This is a genomic window from Streptomyces boetiae (assembly GCF_031845405.1).
Classification (GTDB): Bacteria; Actinomycetota; Actinomycetes; order Streptomycetales; family Streptomycetaceae; genus Streptomyces; species Streptomyces boetiae.
Window position 1 is genome coordinate 1 of sequence record NZ_JAVREN010000018.1, and the last position, 16,548, is coordinate 16,548.

General features: G+C 76.3%; 16 protein-coding genes. 6 read left to right on the plus strand and 10 right to left on the minus strand.

The genetic code is table 11. The annotated features are described in order from the left end of the window. From RM780_RS14020 to ilvA, 4 genes are all read right to left on the minus strand, one after another. Positions 1 to 249 (minus strand): hypothetical protein (locus tag RM780_RS14020; protein ID WP_311631026.1); only part of this gene is annotated, 249 nt, incomplete at its 3' end. 194 nt (positions 250 to 443) lie between these two features. Further along, the gene (locus tag RM780_RS14025; RefSeq protein WP_394812960.1) at positions 444 to 1,313 is read right to left on the minus strand and encodes an ABC transporter permease; all 870 of its coding nucleotides are present in this window, start codon (positions 1,311 to 1,313) and stop codon (positions 444 to 446) included. Beyond that, positions 1,310 to 2,362: an ATP-binding cassette domain-containing protein gene (locus tag RM780_RS14030; RefSeq protein WP_311631027.1), complete on the minus strand. Its 1,053-nt coding sequence runs from the start codon at positions 2,360 to 2,362 to the stop codon at positions 1,310 to 1,312. The genes RM780_RS14025 and RM780_RS14030 overlap by 4 nt, the downstream gene beginning before the upstream one ends. 226 nt (positions 2,363 to 2,588) lie before the next feature. Further along, positions 2,589 to 3,845 carry a threonine ammonia-lyase gene (gene ilvA / locus RM780_RS14035; RefSeq protein WP_311631028.1) on the minus strand — a complete coding sequence of 419 codons (1,257 nt, stop codon included), beginning with the start codon at positions 3,843 to 3,845 and terminating at the stop codon, positions 2,589 to 2,591. 209 nt (positions 3,846 to 4,054) lie between these two features. Between ilvA and RM780_RS14040 the strand changes: the two genes are divergently transcribed. After that, a complete protein-coding gene (locus tag RM780_RS14040; protein WP_311631029.1) occupies positions 4,055 to 4,678 on the plus strand; it encodes a MarR family winged helix-turn-helix transcriptional regulator in 624 nt (207 codons plus the stop codon). A 21-nt stretch (positions 4,679 to 4,699) separates the two neighbouring features. Here the strand turns inward: RM780_RS14040 and RM780_RS14045 are convergent, their stop codons facing one another. Then, positions 4,700 to 5,842 (minus strand): cystathionine gamma-synthase, encoded by a 1,143-nt coding sequence (locus RM780_RS14045; RefSeq protein WP_311631030.1) that lies wholly within the window; start codon positions 5,840 to 5,842, stop codon positions 4,700 to 4,702. Between the two features lie 189 nt (positions 5,843 to 6,031). Here RM780_RS14045 and RM780_RS14050 point away from each other — a divergent pair, with 189 nt between their 5' ends. Beyond that, the gene (locus RM780_RS14050; protein WP_311631031.1) at positions 6,032 to 7,210 is read left to right on the plus strand and encodes a hypothetical protein; all 1,179 of its coding nucleotides are present in this window, start codon (positions 6,032 to 6,034) and stop codon (positions 7,208 to 7,210) included. 125 nt (positions 7,211 to 7,335) lie between these two features. Beyond that, positions 7,336 to 7,992, plus strand: a complete 657-nt coding sequence (msrA, locus tag RM780_RS14055) for a peptide-methionine (S)-S-oxide reductase MsrA (RefSeq protein WP_311631115.1) — start codon at positions 7,336 to 7,338, stop codon at positions 7,990 to 7,992. 62 nt (positions 7,993 to 8,054) lie between these two features. Here msrA and RM780_RS14060 read toward each other — a convergent pair whose 3' ends face one another. From RM780_RS14060 to RM780_RS14070, 3 genes are all read right to left on the minus strand, one after another. Further along, positions 8,055 to 9,671, minus strand: a complete 1,617-nt coding sequence (locus RM780_RS14060) for an alkaline phosphatase D family protein (protein ID WP_311631032.1) — start codon at positions 9,669 to 9,671, stop codon at positions 8,055 to 8,057. 83 nt (positions 9,672 to 9,754) lie between these two features. Beyond that, complete coding sequence (locus RM780_RS14065) at positions 9,755 to 10,459, minus strand: response regulator transcription factor (protein WP_311631033.1); 705 nt, start codon at positions 10,457 to 10,459, stop codon at positions 9,755 to 9,757. Then, positions 10,456 to 11,709 carry a sensor histidine kinase gene (locus RM780_RS14070; protein WP_311631034.1) on the minus strand — a complete coding sequence of 418 codons (1,254 nt, stop codon included), beginning with the start codon at positions 11,707 to 11,709 and terminating at the stop codon, positions 10,456 to 10,458. Before RM780_RS14070 ends, RM780_RS14065 begins: the two co-directional genes overlap by 4 nt. Before the next feature lie 111 nt (positions 11,710 to 11,820). Here RM780_RS14070 and RM780_RS14075 point away from each other — a divergent pair, with 111 nt between their 5' ends. Further along, the gene (locus RM780_RS14075) at positions 11,821 to 12,573 is read left to right on the plus strand and encodes an ABC transporter ATP-binding protein (RefSeq protein WP_311631035.1); all 753 of its coding nucleotides are present in this window, start codon (positions 11,821 to 11,823) and stop codon (positions 12,571 to 12,573) included. After that, the gene (locus tag RM780_RS14080) at positions 12,570 to 13,343 is read left to right on the plus strand and encodes an ABC transporter permease subunit (protein WP_311631036.1); all 774 of its coding nucleotides are present in this window, start codon (positions 12,570 to 12,572) and stop codon (positions 13,341 to 13,343) included. The genes RM780_RS14075 and RM780_RS14080 overlap by 4 nt, the downstream gene beginning before the upstream one ends. On the opposite strand, the gene RM780_RS14085 is transcribed toward RM780_RS14080, so the two are convergent. Together RM780_RS14085 and RM780_RS14090 are read right to left on the minus strand one after the other, a co-directional pair. Then, positions 13,313 to 14,023 carry an HAD family hydrolase gene (locus RM780_RS14085; RefSeq protein WP_311631037.1) on the minus strand — a complete coding sequence of 237 codons (711 nt, stop codon included), beginning with the start codon at positions 14,021 to 14,023 and terminating at the stop codon, positions 13,313 to 13,315. The two genes, RM780_RS14080 and RM780_RS14085, sit on opposite strands and share 31 nt — an antisense overlap. Positions 14,024 to 14,319: 296 nt before the next feature. Continuing rightward, positions 14,320 to 15,318: an aldo/keto reductase gene (locus RM780_RS14090; protein WP_311631038.1), complete on the minus strand. Its 999-nt coding sequence runs from the start codon at positions 15,316 to 15,318 to the stop codon at positions 14,320 to 14,322. 358 nt (positions 15,319 to 15,676) lie between these two features. On the opposite strand from RM780_RS14090, the gene RM780_RS14095 reads away from it, so the two are divergent. Continuing rightward, positions 15,677 to 16,537, plus strand: a complete 861-nt coding sequence (locus RM780_RS14095) for a helix-turn-helix transcriptional regulator (protein ID WP_311631039.1) — start codon at positions 15,677 to 15,679, stop codon at positions 16,535 to 16,537. Positions 16,538 to 16,548: the final 11 nt, after the last annotated feature.

Genomic DNA, 16,548 nt, shown 5'->3' on the forward strand with positions numbered 1-16,548 from the left:
GGCCAGGGCCCGGCCGGAGTAGCGGTCCGCCAGCCGCCCGGGGGCGGCGGCGGCCTCGGCCTGCGCGTAGGCGGCGTACTCCTCGGCGGCGGGGCGCAGGATCTCCGGCAGGGCGGCGCGCGCCCGCCGCAACAGCCGCTCGCCGTCCAGGCGGCCCCCGGAACGCCGGACCTCCTCGCCCACCGCCCGCTCCAGGAGCGCCTCGGCCTCCGTCCCGTGGCGCGGCCCGGGGCCGGTCCGTGTCTGCATCTGCTGACCCTCCCGTCACACGGCTCATTCCCGGGGCATATGCCCCACCCGCCGACGACCACGCCGAATGCTGCCGAGTCGTTGCATCCGGGTCAACCGCACGCGGGGTGACCGGAGATGACGGGCCGCCGGGCGGGCCGCGCATGCGCAGGGCGGCCGGGGGACGGGAGGGACGGGTGCGGGAGGGCGGAGGGTCAGCCGGCGGCTCCCCGGTACTTGCGGACGGCCCGGCTGCGGAAGATCAGGATGATCACGATCGACCACAGCACGGAGGCCAGGGCGGGGTGCTGCATCGGCCAGGAATCGGGGGCCTCGTAACCCGCCGGGAGGTTGCCGAACAGCTCGCGGGCCGCCAGCACCGTCGCGGAGAAGGGGTTCCACTCGGCGACGGGCTGGAGCCAGCCGGGCATGTTCTCCGAGGGGACGAACGCGATCGAGATGAACGTCAGCGGGAAGAGCCAGACCAGGCCGCCTGAGGTCGCGGCCTCCGGGGAGCGGACGGACAGCCCGATGAGCGCGCCGATCCAGGTGAAGGCGTACCCCAGCAGGAGGAGCAGGCCGAACGCCGCCAGGGCGTTGAGCACCCCGTCGTGGATGCGCCAGCCGACCGCGAAGGCGACGAGGGCCAGGACGATCAGGGTGACCAGGGTCTGCGTCAGGTCCGCGATGGTGCGGCCGGTCAGGACCGCGCCGCGGGCCATCGGCAGCGACCGGAAGCGGTCGATGACGCCCTTCTGCATGTCCTCCGCGATCCCGGCGGAGGCACCCGCGGTGGCGAAGGTGACGGTCTGGGCGAAGATGCCCGCCATCAGGAACTCCCGGTAGGCGTCCGCGTCGAGACCGGCGCCGGGGATGTTGATCGAGCCGCCGAAGACGTAGGCGAAAAGCACCACGAACATGATCGGCTGGACCAGGCCGAAGACGACGATCTCCGGGATCCGCATCATCCGCAGCAGGTTCCTGCGGGCCACGACGAGCGAGTCGTGCAGGGCCTGGCGGAAGCCGATGCGCTCCCCGGCCTGCGGCACGGGCCGGGGTGCGGCCTGGTGCGCGGTGGTGCTCACTTCTGCTCCTCCTCGGTGGGGCCGGTGCCCCGCTCCTGCTCGCCCTTCCTGAGGTGCCCGGGGGCCGCGGCGTCCGCGTCCTCGCCGCCGCCCGCACCCGCGGCCTCCTCCTCGGCGGAGTGGCCGGTCAGGGAGATGAATACGTCGTCCAGGGTGGGGCGGCGCAGGCCGATGTCGTCGATCTCCACGCCCCGCCCGTCCAGCTCGCGGATGACCTCGGCCAGCAGCTTGGCGCCGCCCGAGGCGGGCACGGACAGCTTCCTGGTGTGCTCCACGAGCGTGGTCTCGCCGTCGCCCAGGCGCCGCAGCACCTCGTCGGCGACGGGGATGTGCTCGCGGGCGTGCACGACGACCTCCACGACGTCGCCGCCGGTGGAGTCCTTGAGCTGGTCGGAGGTGCCGCGGGCGATGACCTTGCCGCGGTCCACGACCGCGATGGAGTCGGCCAGGTGGTCGGCCTCCTCCAGGTACTGGGTGGTCAGCAGCAGGGTGGTGCCGCCGGCGACCAGGTCCTGGATGACCTCCCACAGCGCCTGCCGGTTGCGCGGGTCGAGACCGGTGGTCGGCTCGTCCATGAACATCACCGGCGGGCTGACGATCAGCGCGGCGGCGAGGTCCAGGCGCCGCCGCATGCCGCCGGAGTACGTCTTGGCGGTGCGGTCGGCGGCCTCGGCGAGGTTGAACCGCTCCAGCAGCTCGGCGGCCCGCCGCTTGGCGTCCCGGGAGCTGAGCTGGTACAGCTCGGCGACCATCTGGAGGTTCTCCCGGCCGGTGAGGTACTCGTCGACCGCGGCGAACTGGCCGGAGAGGCCGATGGAACGGCGCACCGCGTTCGGGTGCTTGAGGACGTCCAGGCCGGCGACCTCGGCGCGTCCGCTGTCGGGCTTGATCAGGGTGGTGAGCACGCGGACGGTGGTCGTCTTGCCCGCGCCATTGGGCCCGAGCAGGCCGAGCACGGAGCCCTCGGGAACGTCGATGTCGACGCCGTCCAGTGCCCTGACCTCGCCGAAGGTCTTCACGAGACCCTCGGCGTAGATGGCGCCTGGCATGGTGTACTCCCAAAGTCGGGTTAAGTGGACAGGGGCGGGGATGGGCAGGGTCGGTGCGGGGTGCGGCCGGCGGGCCGCCGGGCCCCTGGTGAGGGCACGGCACCGCCGGGTCAGGCTAACGCGATGTATCGCGTCATGCATCTCATTATCCGCGGGGGAATCCGGCCGCTTCCCCGCCGGGTCTCCCACCGGTCCGCGGGGCGCGGGACGGGCCCGCCCGGAGCGTTCAGCCCAGGACGCGGTACCCCGCGCGGCGCAGCGTCTCCGCCACCCGCTCGCAGTGCCGTGGCCCCTGGGTCTCCAGGTGCAGCTCGATCTCCGCCTCGCTCACGCCCAGACCCGGGTCGGTCCTGACGTGGTGGACGGCCAGGACGTTAGCGTCCGCCACTGACAATTCCCCGAGGAGCGCCGCCAGGGCCCCGGGCCGGTCGTCCAGGCGCAGCCGCAGCGACAGGTACCGGCCCGCCGCCGCCATGCCGTGCCGCAGGCTGCGCTCCAGCACCACCGGGTCGACGTTCCCCCCGGAGAGAACGGCCACCACGGGCCCGCCCGCGAAGGCCTCCGGATCGGCGAGCAGCGCCGCCACCGGGCTGGCCCCGGCCGGCTCGACCACCAGCTTGGCCCGCTCCAGGCACAGCAGCAGCGCCCGGGAGAGGTCCTCCTCGCTGACCGTGCGGACCTCGTCCACCAGCTCCGCGATGATCCGGAAGGGAACGTCGCCGGGCCGCCCGACCTTCATGCCGTCCGCCATCGTCGCCACCTCGGGCAGCGCCACCGGATGCCCGGCCGCCAGCGAGGGCGGGTAGGCGGCCGAGCCGCGCGCCTGCACGCCGACGATCCGCACCCCCGGCCGCAGCGCCTTCACGGCCAGCGCCACCCCGGCGGCCAGGCCGCCGCCCCCGATGCCCAGGACGACCGTCGCCACCTCCGGGCACTGCTCCAGGATCTCCAGGCCCAGCGTGCCCTGGCCCGCGACCACGTCCGGGTGGTCGAAGGGGTGGATGAGAACGGCCCCGGTGCGCGCGGCGTGCTCCTCGGCGGCCCGCAGCGTCTCGTCCACCACCTGCCCGCGCAGCAGCACCTCCGCGCCGTACTCGCGGGTGGCGGCCACCTTCGGCAGCGGCGCCCCGGCCGGCATGAACACGGTCGAACGCACCCCCAGCAGGCGGGCGGCCAGGGCCACGCCCTGCGCGTGGTTGCCCGCGCTGGCCGCGACGACCCCGCGCTCCCGCTCGGACCCCGCAAGGCCGGCGATGCGGGTGTAGGCGCCGCGGAGCTTGAACGAGCCGGTGCGCTGGAGGTTTTCGCACTTGAGGTGGACCGGGGCCCCGACCAGGCGGCTGAGGTGGCGGCTGCCCTCCAGGGCCGTCACCCGGGTCACGCCCTCCAGGGTGCGCCGGGCCGCGCGCACGTCCTCCAGCGTCGGCCGCCGCTCGTCCGCGGCCGTCCCGGAGGCCGCCTCCGAGGGCGTTCCCGTAGCCATGCGGCCAGTCTGGCAGCCGCCCCGCCGCCCGGCCCGGCCGGGGCGGGCGCGCCGCCTTCGCCCGCGCGCCGGGGAAATCCGGGCCGAACTCCCCCGATCCCCGCGGATTCCCCCGGACGGCCGCCCGGCGCCCCCCGGTCGGCGTACGCTGTGCCGAACAGCCGACCACCCGGCGCAACCGCCCGGCCGCGCCCTACCCCGCCCCGGACATGACCCCTGAATCCAGCTCCGTGACCACCGTGCCCGCGCTTCCCGACCCCGAGCGTTCCGCCGGGCCGGCCCCCGAGACGGACCCCGAGCCCGGCTCCGGGCCGGCGCCCGACCCCGGGGTGCTGGACGCCCTCCAGCACCAGGCGGCCGTCTTCGCGCGGCGCGCCGAGCAGACCCGGCTCGGGGGCGTCGCCCCCGACCGGAGCACCCTGGACCGCGCCGCCTACCTGCTGCTGAGCCGGCTGGCCCAGGACGGCCCGACGGGCGTGAAGGCGCTGGCGGCGGGGATGGGCATCGACTCCTCGACCGTCACCCGGCAGGTCGCGCCCCTCGTGGACGCGGGCCTGGTCTCCCGCGCCCAGGACCCGGGGGACGGGCGCGCGGTGGTCCTCCAGCTCTCCGCGGCGGGCCGGGAGCGGCTGGCCGAGGTCCGCTCCTCCCGGATGGACCTGATGGCCGCCCTGACCGAGGACTGGTCGCCGCAGGAGCGCGCGGCCTTCTGCGCGCTCCTGACGCGCTTCAACGCGGCCATCGGGCGCCGGCTCGCCGGGGCCGACCCCGAGGGCCGGGCCGCGCGGGACCCGGCCGGGGCGGATGGCGCGGACGGGGCCGGCCGACGCTGAGGGCGAGGGTGCGGGTGGGGCTCAGCCCAAAGCCTGCGTGAGGTCGGCCAGCAGGTCCTCCACCGCCTCGATCCCCACCGACAGGCGGACCAGGTCGGCCGGGACCTCCAGCAGAGACCCGGCCGCCGAGGCGTGCGTCATCCGCCCGGGGTGCTCGATCAGCGACTCCACGCCGCCCAGCGACTCGCCCAGCGTGAACAGCCGCGCCCGGTTGCACACCTCCACGGCCGCCTCCTCGCCGCCGGCGACCCGGAAGGACACCATCCCGCCGAAGTCCCGCATCTGCTTGGCGGCCGTCTCGTGTCCCGGGTGGCCGGGCAGCCCGGGGTAGTGGACCCGGGTCACCCGGGGGTGGCCCTCCAGGGCCTCCGCGACGCGGGCGGCGTTCGCGCAGTGCCGGTCCATCCGCACGGCCAGGGTCTTGATCCCGCGCAGCACCAGCCAGGAGTCGAAAGGACCCGCGACCGCGCCCATGGCGTTCTGGTGGAACGCCAGCTCCTCCGCGAGAGCGGCGTCCGAGGTGACCAGCGCGCCGCCCACCACGTCGGAGTGGCCGCCGAGGTACTTGGTGGTGGAGTGCACGACCACGTCCGCGCCCAGGGCCAGCGGCTGCTGGAGGTAGGGGCTCGCGAAGGTGTTGTCCACCACCAGCCGCGCGCCCGCGCTCCGGGTCAGCTCTGCGGTGGCCGCGATGTCGGTGACGCCCAGCAGGGGGTTGGAGGGGGTCTCCACCCACACCAGCTTCGTCTCCGGCCGCAGCGCCGCCCGCACGGAGGCCGGGTCGCTGGTGTCGGCCACCGACCAGGCCACGCCCCAGCGTTCGGCCACGCGCGCCACGAGGCGGAACGTCCCGCCGTACGCGTCGTCCGGGATCACCAGGTGGTCGCCGGGTGCCAGCACGGTCCGCAGCAGGCAGTCCTCGGCGGCCAGGCCCGAGGCGAACGCCAGGCCGCGCCGCCCGCCCTCCAGCGCGGCGAGGTTCTCCTCAAGCGCGGTGCGCGTGGGGTTCGCGGAGCGGCTGTACTCGTAGCCGCCGCGAAGACCGCCGACGCCGTCCTGCTTGAAGGTGGACACCTGGTGGATGGGTGGCACGACCGCCCCGGTGACCGGGTCCGGCTCCTGCCCCGCGTGGATCGCCGCGGTCTCGAAGCGCTGCTCGTTCATGGTCACCACCGTAGTGGCCCCGCCCGCCCGGGGCCGTACCGTGGAAGGAGGAGGGAGAACGCCCCGGCGCACGCCCTCCTGGCGCCGCCCGGCGCCCCCGCCCCCGCGCCGCCGGACGGCCGCACGGCCGCGGCGGCATAGGGTGGTGGGCACACGTGGACACGTTCGACAAGGGGGAGCCGCGCCGCCATGGATGCCTTGCTTCTGCTCATGTGTCTGCTCGCCCTGCTCTGGCTCGTGGTGCTGCCGCTGATGCGCCGCCGGCGCGAGCGGGCGGCCTTCGAGCGGGCGGCCTCCGCGGCAGAGGCCCAGGCCGCCCGCGGGGAGCCGGAGGGGCCGCGGGGCGCCGAGGGTGTCCGGCTCGGCAAGGAGGGCGACCCCGCCGCCGCCTCCACCGGCCTGACCCCCGTCGACCAGCTCGACGTCCGCTTGCCGGGACCCGACCCCGAGCTGGTCGCCGCGCTGGAGGAGGCTCAGCGCACCCAGGACTGGCACCCGGCCGGGCGCCTGCTCGCGCTGACCGACGACAGCGAGCTGCGCTGGCAGCGGGTGCAGTCCCTGGCCGGCGCCGCCGCCGTGGAGCTGGCCCGCTGGCGCGCCTCCGCGGCCCGCACGGGCGGCGCCGAGGCGGCCGGGCCCGGCGACCGGGACGCGGGCTGGCTGCGCCGCTGGCGCGGCGAGGAGCCCAAGGACCCCGGCGGCGCCCAGGTCTACGCCCAGTTCCTGGTGTGGCAGGCGATGGCCGACCCCGGCTCGGCCGACCACCGGATCATCCTGGAGGAGGCCCGCACGGTCTGCGCCGAGGCCGCCCGGCTGGCCCCGCAGGACCCGGTCCCCCACATCACCGAGCTGTTCATCGCCCGCGGCCTCAGCTACCGGCGGGCCGACTTCGACGCCCTGTGGGCGGCCGTCACCGAGCGCGACCCGGACCACATGGGCGCCCACCTGGCCGCGCTCCCCTACCTCTCCGCCAAGTGGCACGGCTCCCGCGCGGAGGCCGACGCCTTCGCCACGGCCGCCGCCGCCACGGCCCGGGAGGGCAGCCTGCTGCCGGCCCTGCCGCTGTTCGCCGTCTACGACCACCTGCCCGACGTGCAGCTCTCCGCGTCGCTGTACACCGGCGCGGTCGTCTCCGACGCGATCGAGGCCGCCCGGTTCGCCGTCGGCAACGTCCGCCCCGGTCACCCCGTGGAGCCGCACGTGCGCCACCTGCTGCTGTGTTTCCTGGTGCGCGCGGAGAGGTACGCGGAAGCGGCGGAACAGGTGCGGGCCATCGACGGTTATGTCGGGGCGATCCCGTGGGTGGACGGCGAGGACCCGGCCAAGGAGTACGCGGCCTACCGCGCTCTCGCGATCGCCGGCCAATGAGGGCGACGGCACCGCGGCCGTCGCAGCCGCCGCAGACGACAGGCACCGCATCGACGCCGGCCCGGACGCCCGCACCGACGCCCGCACCGACGCCCAGGAAGCGACTCAGGAGCAGGATCATGACCATGCTGTACGCGTTCAAGACGCGCCTCCCGGAGCCCGCGGAGGCCCTGCCGGGCCGGGACGCCGCGCCCTTCCCCGTCCCCGGAGCTCACACCGTCCTGGACACGCCCCTTCAGGGGCCCTACCCGGAGGGGTACGAGGTGGCCGACTTCGGCCTGGGCTGCTTCTGGGGCGCCGAGCGGCGCTTCTGGCAGACCCCGGGCGTGTGGACCACCCTGGTGGGATACCAGGGCGGCCTCACCCCGCACCCCACCTACGAGGAGGTGTGCTCGGGGATGACCGGGCACACCGAGGCCGTCCGCGTCGTCTTCGACCCGGCGAGGATCTCCTACGCCGACCTGCTGAAGGTCTTCTGGGAGGCGCACGACCCCACCCAGGGCTTCCGCCAGGGCAACGACGTGGGCACCCAGTACCGCTCGGCGATCCACACCCACTCCGAGGCCCAGCAGGCGGCGGCCGAGGAGTCCCGCGCGGCCTACCAGAAGGTCCTGGCCGAGGCGGGCTACGGCCGGATCACCACGGAGATCCTGCCCGCGGCCGACCGCCCCTTCTACCCGGCCGAGGGCTACCACCAGCAGTACCTCGACAAGAACCCCGCCGGGTACTGCGGCCTCGGCGGCACCGGCCTGTCCTGCCCGGTGGGCGTGGCGCGGGCCTGAGGCCCGGAAGGGGGACAACGCCCCGGCCCCCGCCCACGCCACGCCCCGGGCCGCGCCGGGGCTCAGGCCGGCTGCGCGCCCGGCCGGTCGTTCTCCACCACGAAGGAGGCGGCCGTCGAGACGGGCGCGCCGGGGCGGGTGACGTAGGGCAGGACGCGGTAGTCGGCGCGCAGCCGCCGGTCGTCCGCGGTGACGCGGGTGTAGCCGCGCTGCGCGTTGTGCCACTTCAGGTGCGGGTTGACGCCCGCGGCCAGCCAGTTGCGGCCCACCTGGTCGGTGGCCGCGCCGTCCTGGCCCGAGCTGATCGAGGTCCCGGCGAACTCGGTGGCGACGACGGGCGAGGCGGGGTCGTCGAAGTCGAGCTTCAGGTCGGCCACCACGCTGCGGTGGATGTCGCCGGTGAGCACCACCGGGTTGTTCGCGCCGCTGTCGTACAGGCCGCGCAGCAGCCGGTCGCGGGCGGTGGTGTAGCCGTCCCACATGTCCAGGCCCGAGGAGAGCACGTCCGGGTCGGGGTCCTGGTCGACCTGGGCGATGAGCGTCTGGTTGGCCAGCACGTTCCACCGCGCCGCGGACCGGGCGGTGCCGTCCAGCAGCCAGCGCTCCTGCTCGGCGCCCAGGACGGAGCGGGCCGGGTCGCTGCGCTCGGCGTCGCAGCCGGGCTTGGTGCCGTCGCCGCAGACCTGGTCGTCGCGGTAGGAGCGGGAGTCCAGGACGTGCAGGTCCAGGACGTTGCCGAACGGCAGTCGGCGGTACATGCGCACGGAGGAGCCGCTGGGCCGCTGCGGCAGGCGCAGCGGCAGGTGCTCGTAGTACGCCTGGAACGCCGCGGCCTTGCGCTGACGGAACGCGGCCGGGTCGCTGTCGGGGAAGCCGTCGCTGTCCAACTGGGCGACGTCCGCCGCCCAGTTGTTCTCCACCTCGTGGTCGTCCCAGGTCAGGATCCAGCAGAACGCCTGGTGCGCGGCTTGCAGGTCGGCGTCCAGGCGGGTGAGCGCGTGCCGGTTGCGGTAGTCGGTGAGGGTGTACGTCTCGTGCTGGAAGGAGGCGTCCAGCCGCATCCCGCGCACCCCGGCGGTGGCGCCGACGCCGTACTCGTAGAGGTAGTCCCCCAGGTGGACGACGAAGTCCAGGTCCTCGCCGGCCATGTGGCGGTAGGCGGTGTAGAAGCCCTCGTACCAGCACTGGCAGGAGGCGAAGGCGAACGACACCTCGCCGGAACGCCCGCGGCGGGCGGGGGCGGTGCGGGCCCGGCCGACGGGGCTGATGACGGCCTCGGAGCCGGTGGTGCGGAAGCGGTAGAAGTAGTCGCGGCCGGGGCTCAGCCCGGCGACCTCGACGTGGACCGAGTGGGCGAGTTCGGGAACGGCCCGGGCGGCGCCCTGGGCCGCGACGCGGCCGAAGCTCTCGTCGTGGGCGACCTGCCACTCGACCTGGGCCGACTCGGCGGGCATGCCGCCGAGTCCGTCGAGCGCCAGCGGGTCGGGGGCGAGGCGGGTCCACAGGACGAAGCCGTCGGCGGCCGGGTCGCCGGAGGCGACGCCCAGGCGGAAGGGGTCCCCGTCGAAGCGGGGGTTGGCCCAGGCCCGGCCGGAGCTGAACCCGGCCGCGTGGAGGCCGAGCGCGGCGGCGGTGACCCCGGCCCCGCCCAGGAGTCGCCTTCTGCTGAGGAGATGCATCGATGACCTGCCCGTCTGTGCACGGTGGTACTGACGGGCGGCCACGATCGCGCCGGGGAGTGACCTGTGGGTGGAGGCTCGCCCTACGCGCCCCCACCTTTTGGGGAACTTGGGGAACTTCGCCACATACCGGGCCAATGGTCATATTGGTCGTGGACCAGCAGGGCGAGCTGCACCCGGTTGGCGCAGCCGAGCTTGGCGAGCATCCGGCTGACGTAGGACTTGATGGTCAGCTCGGTCATGTGCAGCCGGCGGGCGATCTCCGCGTTGGACAGCCCCTCGGCGACGAGCCGGGCGACCTCCCCCTCGCGGGGGGTGAGGGCGGCCAGCCGCTCCCCGGCCTCCCGGCGGCGGCGGACCGCGTCCGGGGCGATCGTGCCGAGGACGAGGCGGGTGACGGCCGGGGAGAGGTACGCGTCGCCGCCGTGGACCGCCCGGACGGCGGAGATCAGCTCCTGCGGGGTGCAGTTCTTCAGCACGAAACCGGCGGCCCCGGCGGCCAGTGCGCGCAGCACGTTGGGCTCCTCGCCGAAGGCCGTCAGCATCACCGGGCGGACAGCGGGTGCGCGCCGCCGGAGTTCCTCGGCGGCGGCCAGGCCGTCGAGTCCCGGCATCGCGATGTCGAGGAGGGCCACGTCCGCGCGGTGGCGCAGCGCGGCCTCCACGGCGGCGCGGCCGTCGGCGGCCTCGGCGACGACGGCGATGTCGCCCGCGGACCCGAGCACGGTGCGGATCCCGGCGGTGATCAGCGGCTGGTCGTCGGCCACGACGACGCGGATGGCGCTCACCGCAGGCCCAGCAGGAGGCCGGCCGGCAGCACCCCGAAGACGAGGACGGCGGTGGCCAGGCCGAGGACGAACGTCCGGGCGCGGCCCGGCCCGGACGGCGGCCCGCCCTGCGGGGCGGGGGCCGCGGCCGGCGCGGCGGGCAGCAGCGCGAAGAGGCGGAAGGCGTCCCGCGTGCGCCGGTGATCCAGCAACCCGCCCGCGGCGCCCACCCGTTCGGCCAGCCCGTCCAGGCCGTGCCCGCGCGGCGCGGGCTCCCCCTCGCCACCGGACCCCGCCGCGCTCGCCTCCGCCGGCGCGGGCAGGGCGCTCTCCACGGTGAGCAGCAGGGCGTCCTGCTCCCAGCCGAGGCCGACCGTCACCGGTCGGCCCGGGGCGTGCTTGGCCGCGTTGGTCAGGCCCTCCTCGGCCACCCGGAACGCCGCCCGCCAAGCCGCCGCGGACAGTGGAACCGGCGTTCCCCGCTGCCGGAGGGCCACGGGCAGCCCGGCCGCGCGGAACTCCGCCGCGACCCGCTCGATGGCCGCCGCGTCCGGGCACGGATCGTCCGCGGCCTCGGCACCGCGCAGGGCGCCGACCAGCCCGTGCAGCTCGCCGAGGGCGGCGCGGGCGGCGCCCGCCAGGTGCCGGGTCGTCTCCCGCTCGGCGGGCGGGAGCGCGGCGGACACCTCCAGGGCGGCGGCCTGGACGGAGACGAGCGCCAGCCGGTGGCCCAGCGAGTCGTGCACGTCGCGGGCGATGCGCAGCCGCTCGCGCAGCCGTTCCCGCTCGGCCAGCAGCTCGCGTTCCAGCAGCAGCCGGCGGTTGCGCTCGGCCAGGGCCGTCACCAGCCGCCGGTGCTCGGCCAGGTAGCGGCCCACCAGCAGCGGCAGGACGACGAACACGAGCTGCGTGGAGACGATGTGTGACGCGGCGTCGGCGCCCGTCGCCCCGGCCCGGGTCGTGAGCTGCGCGGCCAGGGCCCCGGCCGCGCCACCCACGACGAGCGCCGCGTCCCGGGGGCGCTCCAGCGCCCGCCCGGCCGCGTACCCGGACCACAGCAGCAGCGCGAACCCGCCGCCGGTGGGCGCCGCGAGCAGCAGCACGGCCACGAACGCGGGCACGGGCGCGCGCCGGCCGGACGCGAGCACCCCGGCCGCGCCCGCGCCCCAGGCGGCGAGCGCGGGCCAGGGCCAGCCCGTGGCGGCGGCGGTGAGCGCCAGGTCGGCCGCGAGCACCGCCGCTGCCCCGGCGTACGGCGGAACGCGGCCCATGGACGCCAGCGTACGGCGGGCAACGCCCTCCGTGACCGCCCTCTTTGGTGGACGGCGGCCGTCCACCTTCGCCGCTTCGGGGCGGCGCGCGGCCTGCCTACCGTGGCGGGGGTGATCGAGGTACGGAACCTGAGCAAGCGCCACGGCGGCACCCTCGCGGTGGACCGGCTGTCCTTCACCGTCCGCCCGGGGCGGGTCACCGCCTTCCTGGGGCCGAACGGCGCGGGCAAGACGACCACGCTGCGGATGATCCTCGGCCTGGCCCGGCCCGACGCCGGGCAGGCGCTGATCAACGGCCGCCCCTACGCCGCCCTGCCCGAGCCCCTGCGGCGGGTCGGCGCGCTGCCGGCCGCCGGGGGAGCGCACCGCGGGCGGCGGGCGCGGGACCATGTGCGGTGGCTGGCGCTCACCCACGGCATCCCGCGGGCCCGCGTCGCGGAGGTGATGGAGCTGACCGGCGCGGCGGCCTTCGCGCGGCGGCGGGCCGGTGCCCTGTCGCTGGGCATGGGGCAGCGGCTCGGCCTGGCCGCGGCCCTGCTGGGCGACCCGGAGGTGCTGGTGCTGGACGAGCCGGGCAACGGCCTGGACCCGGAGGGCATCCGCTGGCTGCGCGGCCTGCTGCGCGGGCTGGCCGCCGAAGGGCGCACGGTGCTGGTCTCCAGCCACCTGATGGCCGAGACAGCGCTGACCGCCGACCACGTGCTCGTCCTCGCCGGGGGACGGCTGCTGGCGGACACGAGCACGCGGGACCTGGCGGGCGGGGGCGGGGCGGCGGAGCTGGAGGAGTCCTTCTTCCGCCTCACCGCCTCCGCCCGCGGGGGCACGGCCCCGGGACCCGGCGCGCGCGGGGGTGAGCCGGCGTGAGGGCCGCCCTGGCGGCGGAGCTGCTGAAGATCCGGACGCTCCGCGGCACGCTGTGGGCCGCGGCGGCGGCCGTTCCCGCCGCGGCCGGGCCGGCCGCGCTGATCGGCGCCGGGCTGCGCGCCTCCTACCCGGAGCTGCCTGCGGATCAGCGGGCCGGCTTCGACCCGCTCTTCGCGGGCGCCTACCCCATCGTCTTCGCGCAGCTGGCCCTGGTGGTCCTCGCGGTGCTCGCGGTGGGCGGGGAGTACGCGTCGGGAACGATCCGGGCCTCGCTGCTCGCGGTGCCGCGGCGCGGGGCGTTCTACCGCGCCAAGGTGCTGGCCGTGGCGCTGACGGGCGCCCTCGCCGCCGCGGTCACGGTGCCCGTGTCGTTCCTGGCCGGGCAGGCCGCCCTCGGCCCCTACGGGGTGTCACCCGGGGCTCCCGGGGTGCCGGGGGCCCTGGTGGGCGCCTGGCTGTACCTGACGCTGATCACGCTCTTCGCGGCCGGGTTCGCGGCCCTGCTGCGCAGCCCGGCGCGGGCGCTGGGGGTGCTGCTGCCGCTCCTCTTCCTCGGCGCGCAGGGCCTGGGGAACGTCCCCGGGCTCGGCAGTGTGCTCCAGTACCTGCCGGACCAGGCCGGGGCGGTGGCGCTGCGCATGGCGGGGCCTCCGGAGGCCCCGGTGTTCGACCGGGACTTCGGGCCGTGGACGGGGCTGGCGATCCTGGCGGCCTGGGCCGCCGCGGCGCTGGCCGCGGGCTACGCGGCCGTCCGCCGCCGCGACGTCTGAGCCCCGCCCTCCGGGGGAGTGCGGGGCGCGGGCGGCGCGGCGGCGAGGAGGCCGCGGCCCAGGCGGTAAGCCGCGGCGAGGTCCGCGCCGCGGTAGCGGACGGCGGCCAGGTCCGCCAGGTGGTGGTCGGCGTTGACGGCCACGGTGTGGCGCAGGAGGCGGAACAGCGGCGCGTCGGAGAGCGAGTCGCCGTAGGCGACGGCGCCCTCGGGGGCCGGGCCCAGGCCGTGCGCGGCGCACAGCTCCTCCACGACGCGGACCTTGTCCTCCGGGGTCAGGACGTGCGCCGGGTCCAGCGGCTCGGCGAAGGGCGGGGCGGGGAAACGCGAGGCCACGACGTCGTCGAACCCGAGCGGCAGCAGGTGCCGGGCGAAGAAGTCGGGGGACATGGTGATCACCACGGACCGCTCGCCGCGCCGCCTGATGTCCGCGCAGACCTCCTCGATGCCGTTCAGCCAGGGCGAGGCCGCGAACGCCGCGGCCACCCCCGCGGGGGTCAGACGCCCCCGCCACAGGGCGTGCAGGGCGGTGGAGAACGCGACGGTGTCCATCTCCCCCGCCGCGAACCCGGCCTCCATCGCGCCGAGTTCGGCCTCCGTCCCCAGGTGCCGCGCCACCTGGAGGTTCGCGGAGGTCCCCCGCAACAGCGTCCCGTCCATGTCGAACACATGCAGCCGCATCCGGCCCCTCGCCTTCCCTCAGCCCGGCCGCGAGGACGCTACCCGACGGCCCCGCGCCCCGGCACCCCGCGGCCGGGCCGGCCGCCTGTGCCATGGTCCGAGCGGGACGGCGGCCCGGAAGCCGGGCCCTCCGGTCCGGCCGCACCCACGCTGCCGCGCCGCCCCGCGGACCTGAGGGCCCGCGCCCCGGCGACCGGCCCGGAAGGCCGGAAGCCCGGGAGGCCCGATCCGGCGGCCGGGCCGCCGGTGCGCGGCCCGGACCCCGGCCCGGCCCAGCGGGCCGCAGGCCAGCGCGTTCAGGCGGAGGTGTCGATGTTGGCCAGGTACGCCTCCGTGCCCTGGGCGCCCGCGACCGCGTCGCGGGGGATGAGGACGTCGCCGAGGTGGCGCAGGATCCCGGGGTCGAGGCGGGCGGCGAGGTCGGCGGTCTCCGCGTTGGCGCGGGCGTTGGCCGGGCGGCGGGTGCCGGGGATGGGGACCGTGCCGCGGTGGATGGTCCAGGCCAGGGCGAGCTGAGCCGGGGTGACGCCGTGCTCCTCCGCCGCGGCGGCCAGCGCGTCGGCCAGCGCGACGTTGCGCTCGATGTTGCCCTCGGTGAAACGCGGGTGGCCGCGCCGCCAGTCGTTCGGGCCCAGGTCGCCGGTGCCGCGCAGCGTGCCGCCGAGGAGGCCGCGGCCCAGCGGGCTGTAGGCCACGAAGCCGACGCCCAGCTCCTCGCAGGCGGGCAGGATCGCGTCCTCGGGGCCGCGGCTGAAGAGGGAGTACTCGGTCTGAACGGCCGCCACCGGGTGCACCGCGTGCGCCCGCCGGAGCGTGGCCGCGGAGACCTCGGACAGCCCGTAGTGCAGGATCTTGCCCTCGGCGACCAGCTCGCCCAGCGCCCCGGCCGTCTCCTCGATCGGCGTGGTCGGGTCGAGCCGGTGCAGGTAGTACAGGTCCACGCGGTCGGTCCCCAGCCGCCGGAGGCTGGCCTCCAGCGCCTGCCGCACGTACGCGGGCCGCCCCAGGCCGGTGACGAGCCGGCCGTCCTCCTGGAAGTCGCCGCCGAACTTCGTGGCCAGCACGACCTCGTCGCGGCGGGAGCCGAGCACGCGCCCGATCATCCGCTCGCTGACGCCGTCGCCGTAGATGTCGGCCGTGTCGATGAACGTCACGCCCGCGTCGACCGCCGCGTCCAGCGCGGCCTCGGCCTCCGGCTCCGTCACCTCGTCGTACACGCCGGTGACCAGCGTCATGGCGCCGAACCCCAGCGCCGACACCTCGGGCCCGTGCTGCCCCAGCTTCCGGTAGCGCACGCTCACACCTTCCTGCAGTCGGATGTCACAGCGGTCCGCTGCGGTCGTCACAGCGGATGTCACAGCGGTCGTTGCAGCGGTCGTTGCAGCGGCCGTCACAGCAGCCGTCACAGCCGTCGTGCCCACGGCTGTCACAGCGGACGCACCCGCAGGGGGGTGGCCCGCCCGAAGGGCGTTCGCACGGGCGAGGCCCGCCCCGGCGTGACGCGTTCCCGGCCGCCGCGGGGCCGGGGTTCGCCGCGTCACCGATGCTGGCCCGCGCGCGGGCCGCACGCCAGGGCCCGCCGGTGCCTAGCCGCGGGCTGCCTAGTACCGGGCGTACTACCCGAACATCCCTGGCAGGGAGCAGACTTGGGGCATGGCGGACCGGACGGCAACGAGCGACCTGGCGGCGTTCCTCCGCTCCCGCCGGGACCGGCTGAGCCCGGCCGAGGTCGGGCTGCCCGGCGGCGGGCGGCGGCGGGCCCCGGGCCTGCGGCGGGCCGAGGTGGCCGGACTGGCCGGGATCAGCCCGGAGTACTACATGCGGCTGGAGCAGGGGCGCGGGGCGCACCCCTCCGGGTCGGTGCTCGACGGCCTGGCCCGCGCGCTGCGCCTGGACGAGGACGAGCGCGACCACCTCTACCGGCTTGCGCACGCGGGCCCCGCCCCGCAGCGCCGCCCGGCCACCACCCGGGTGCGGCCGGAGGTGCGGCGCTTCCTGTCCACCCTGACGGCGGTCCCGGCGTACGTGCTGAACGGCCGCCTGGACGTGCTCGCGTGGAACCCCATGGCCGCCGCACTGGTCACCGACTTCGGCGCGCTGCCCCCGGTGCGCAGGAACCTCGTGTGGTACGCCTTCTGCGACCCGCGCGCCCGGACGTTCTACGTGGACTGGGAGAAGGCGGCGCGGCACGGCATCGCGCAGCTCCGCTCGGCGACCGGGCGGGACCCGGACGACCCGGCGACCAAGGCCCTGGTGGGCGAACTGGCCGTGCACAGCGAGGAGTTCCGCACCTGGTGGGCGCGGCACGACGTGCGCGGGCCGAGCATCGGCCGCAAGGACTACCTGCACCCCGAGGTGGGCCCGCTGGAGCTGGACTACGTCGCGATGCTGCTGCCGGGCACGCCCGACCACCAGCTGGTGGTCTACACGGCCGAGGAGGGCAGCCCCTCGCAGGCCGGGCTGGACCGGCTCGCCAAGGCCCTGGGCGACGCCCCGGGCCGGGCCCTGCCCTGAGCCCCGGGGCC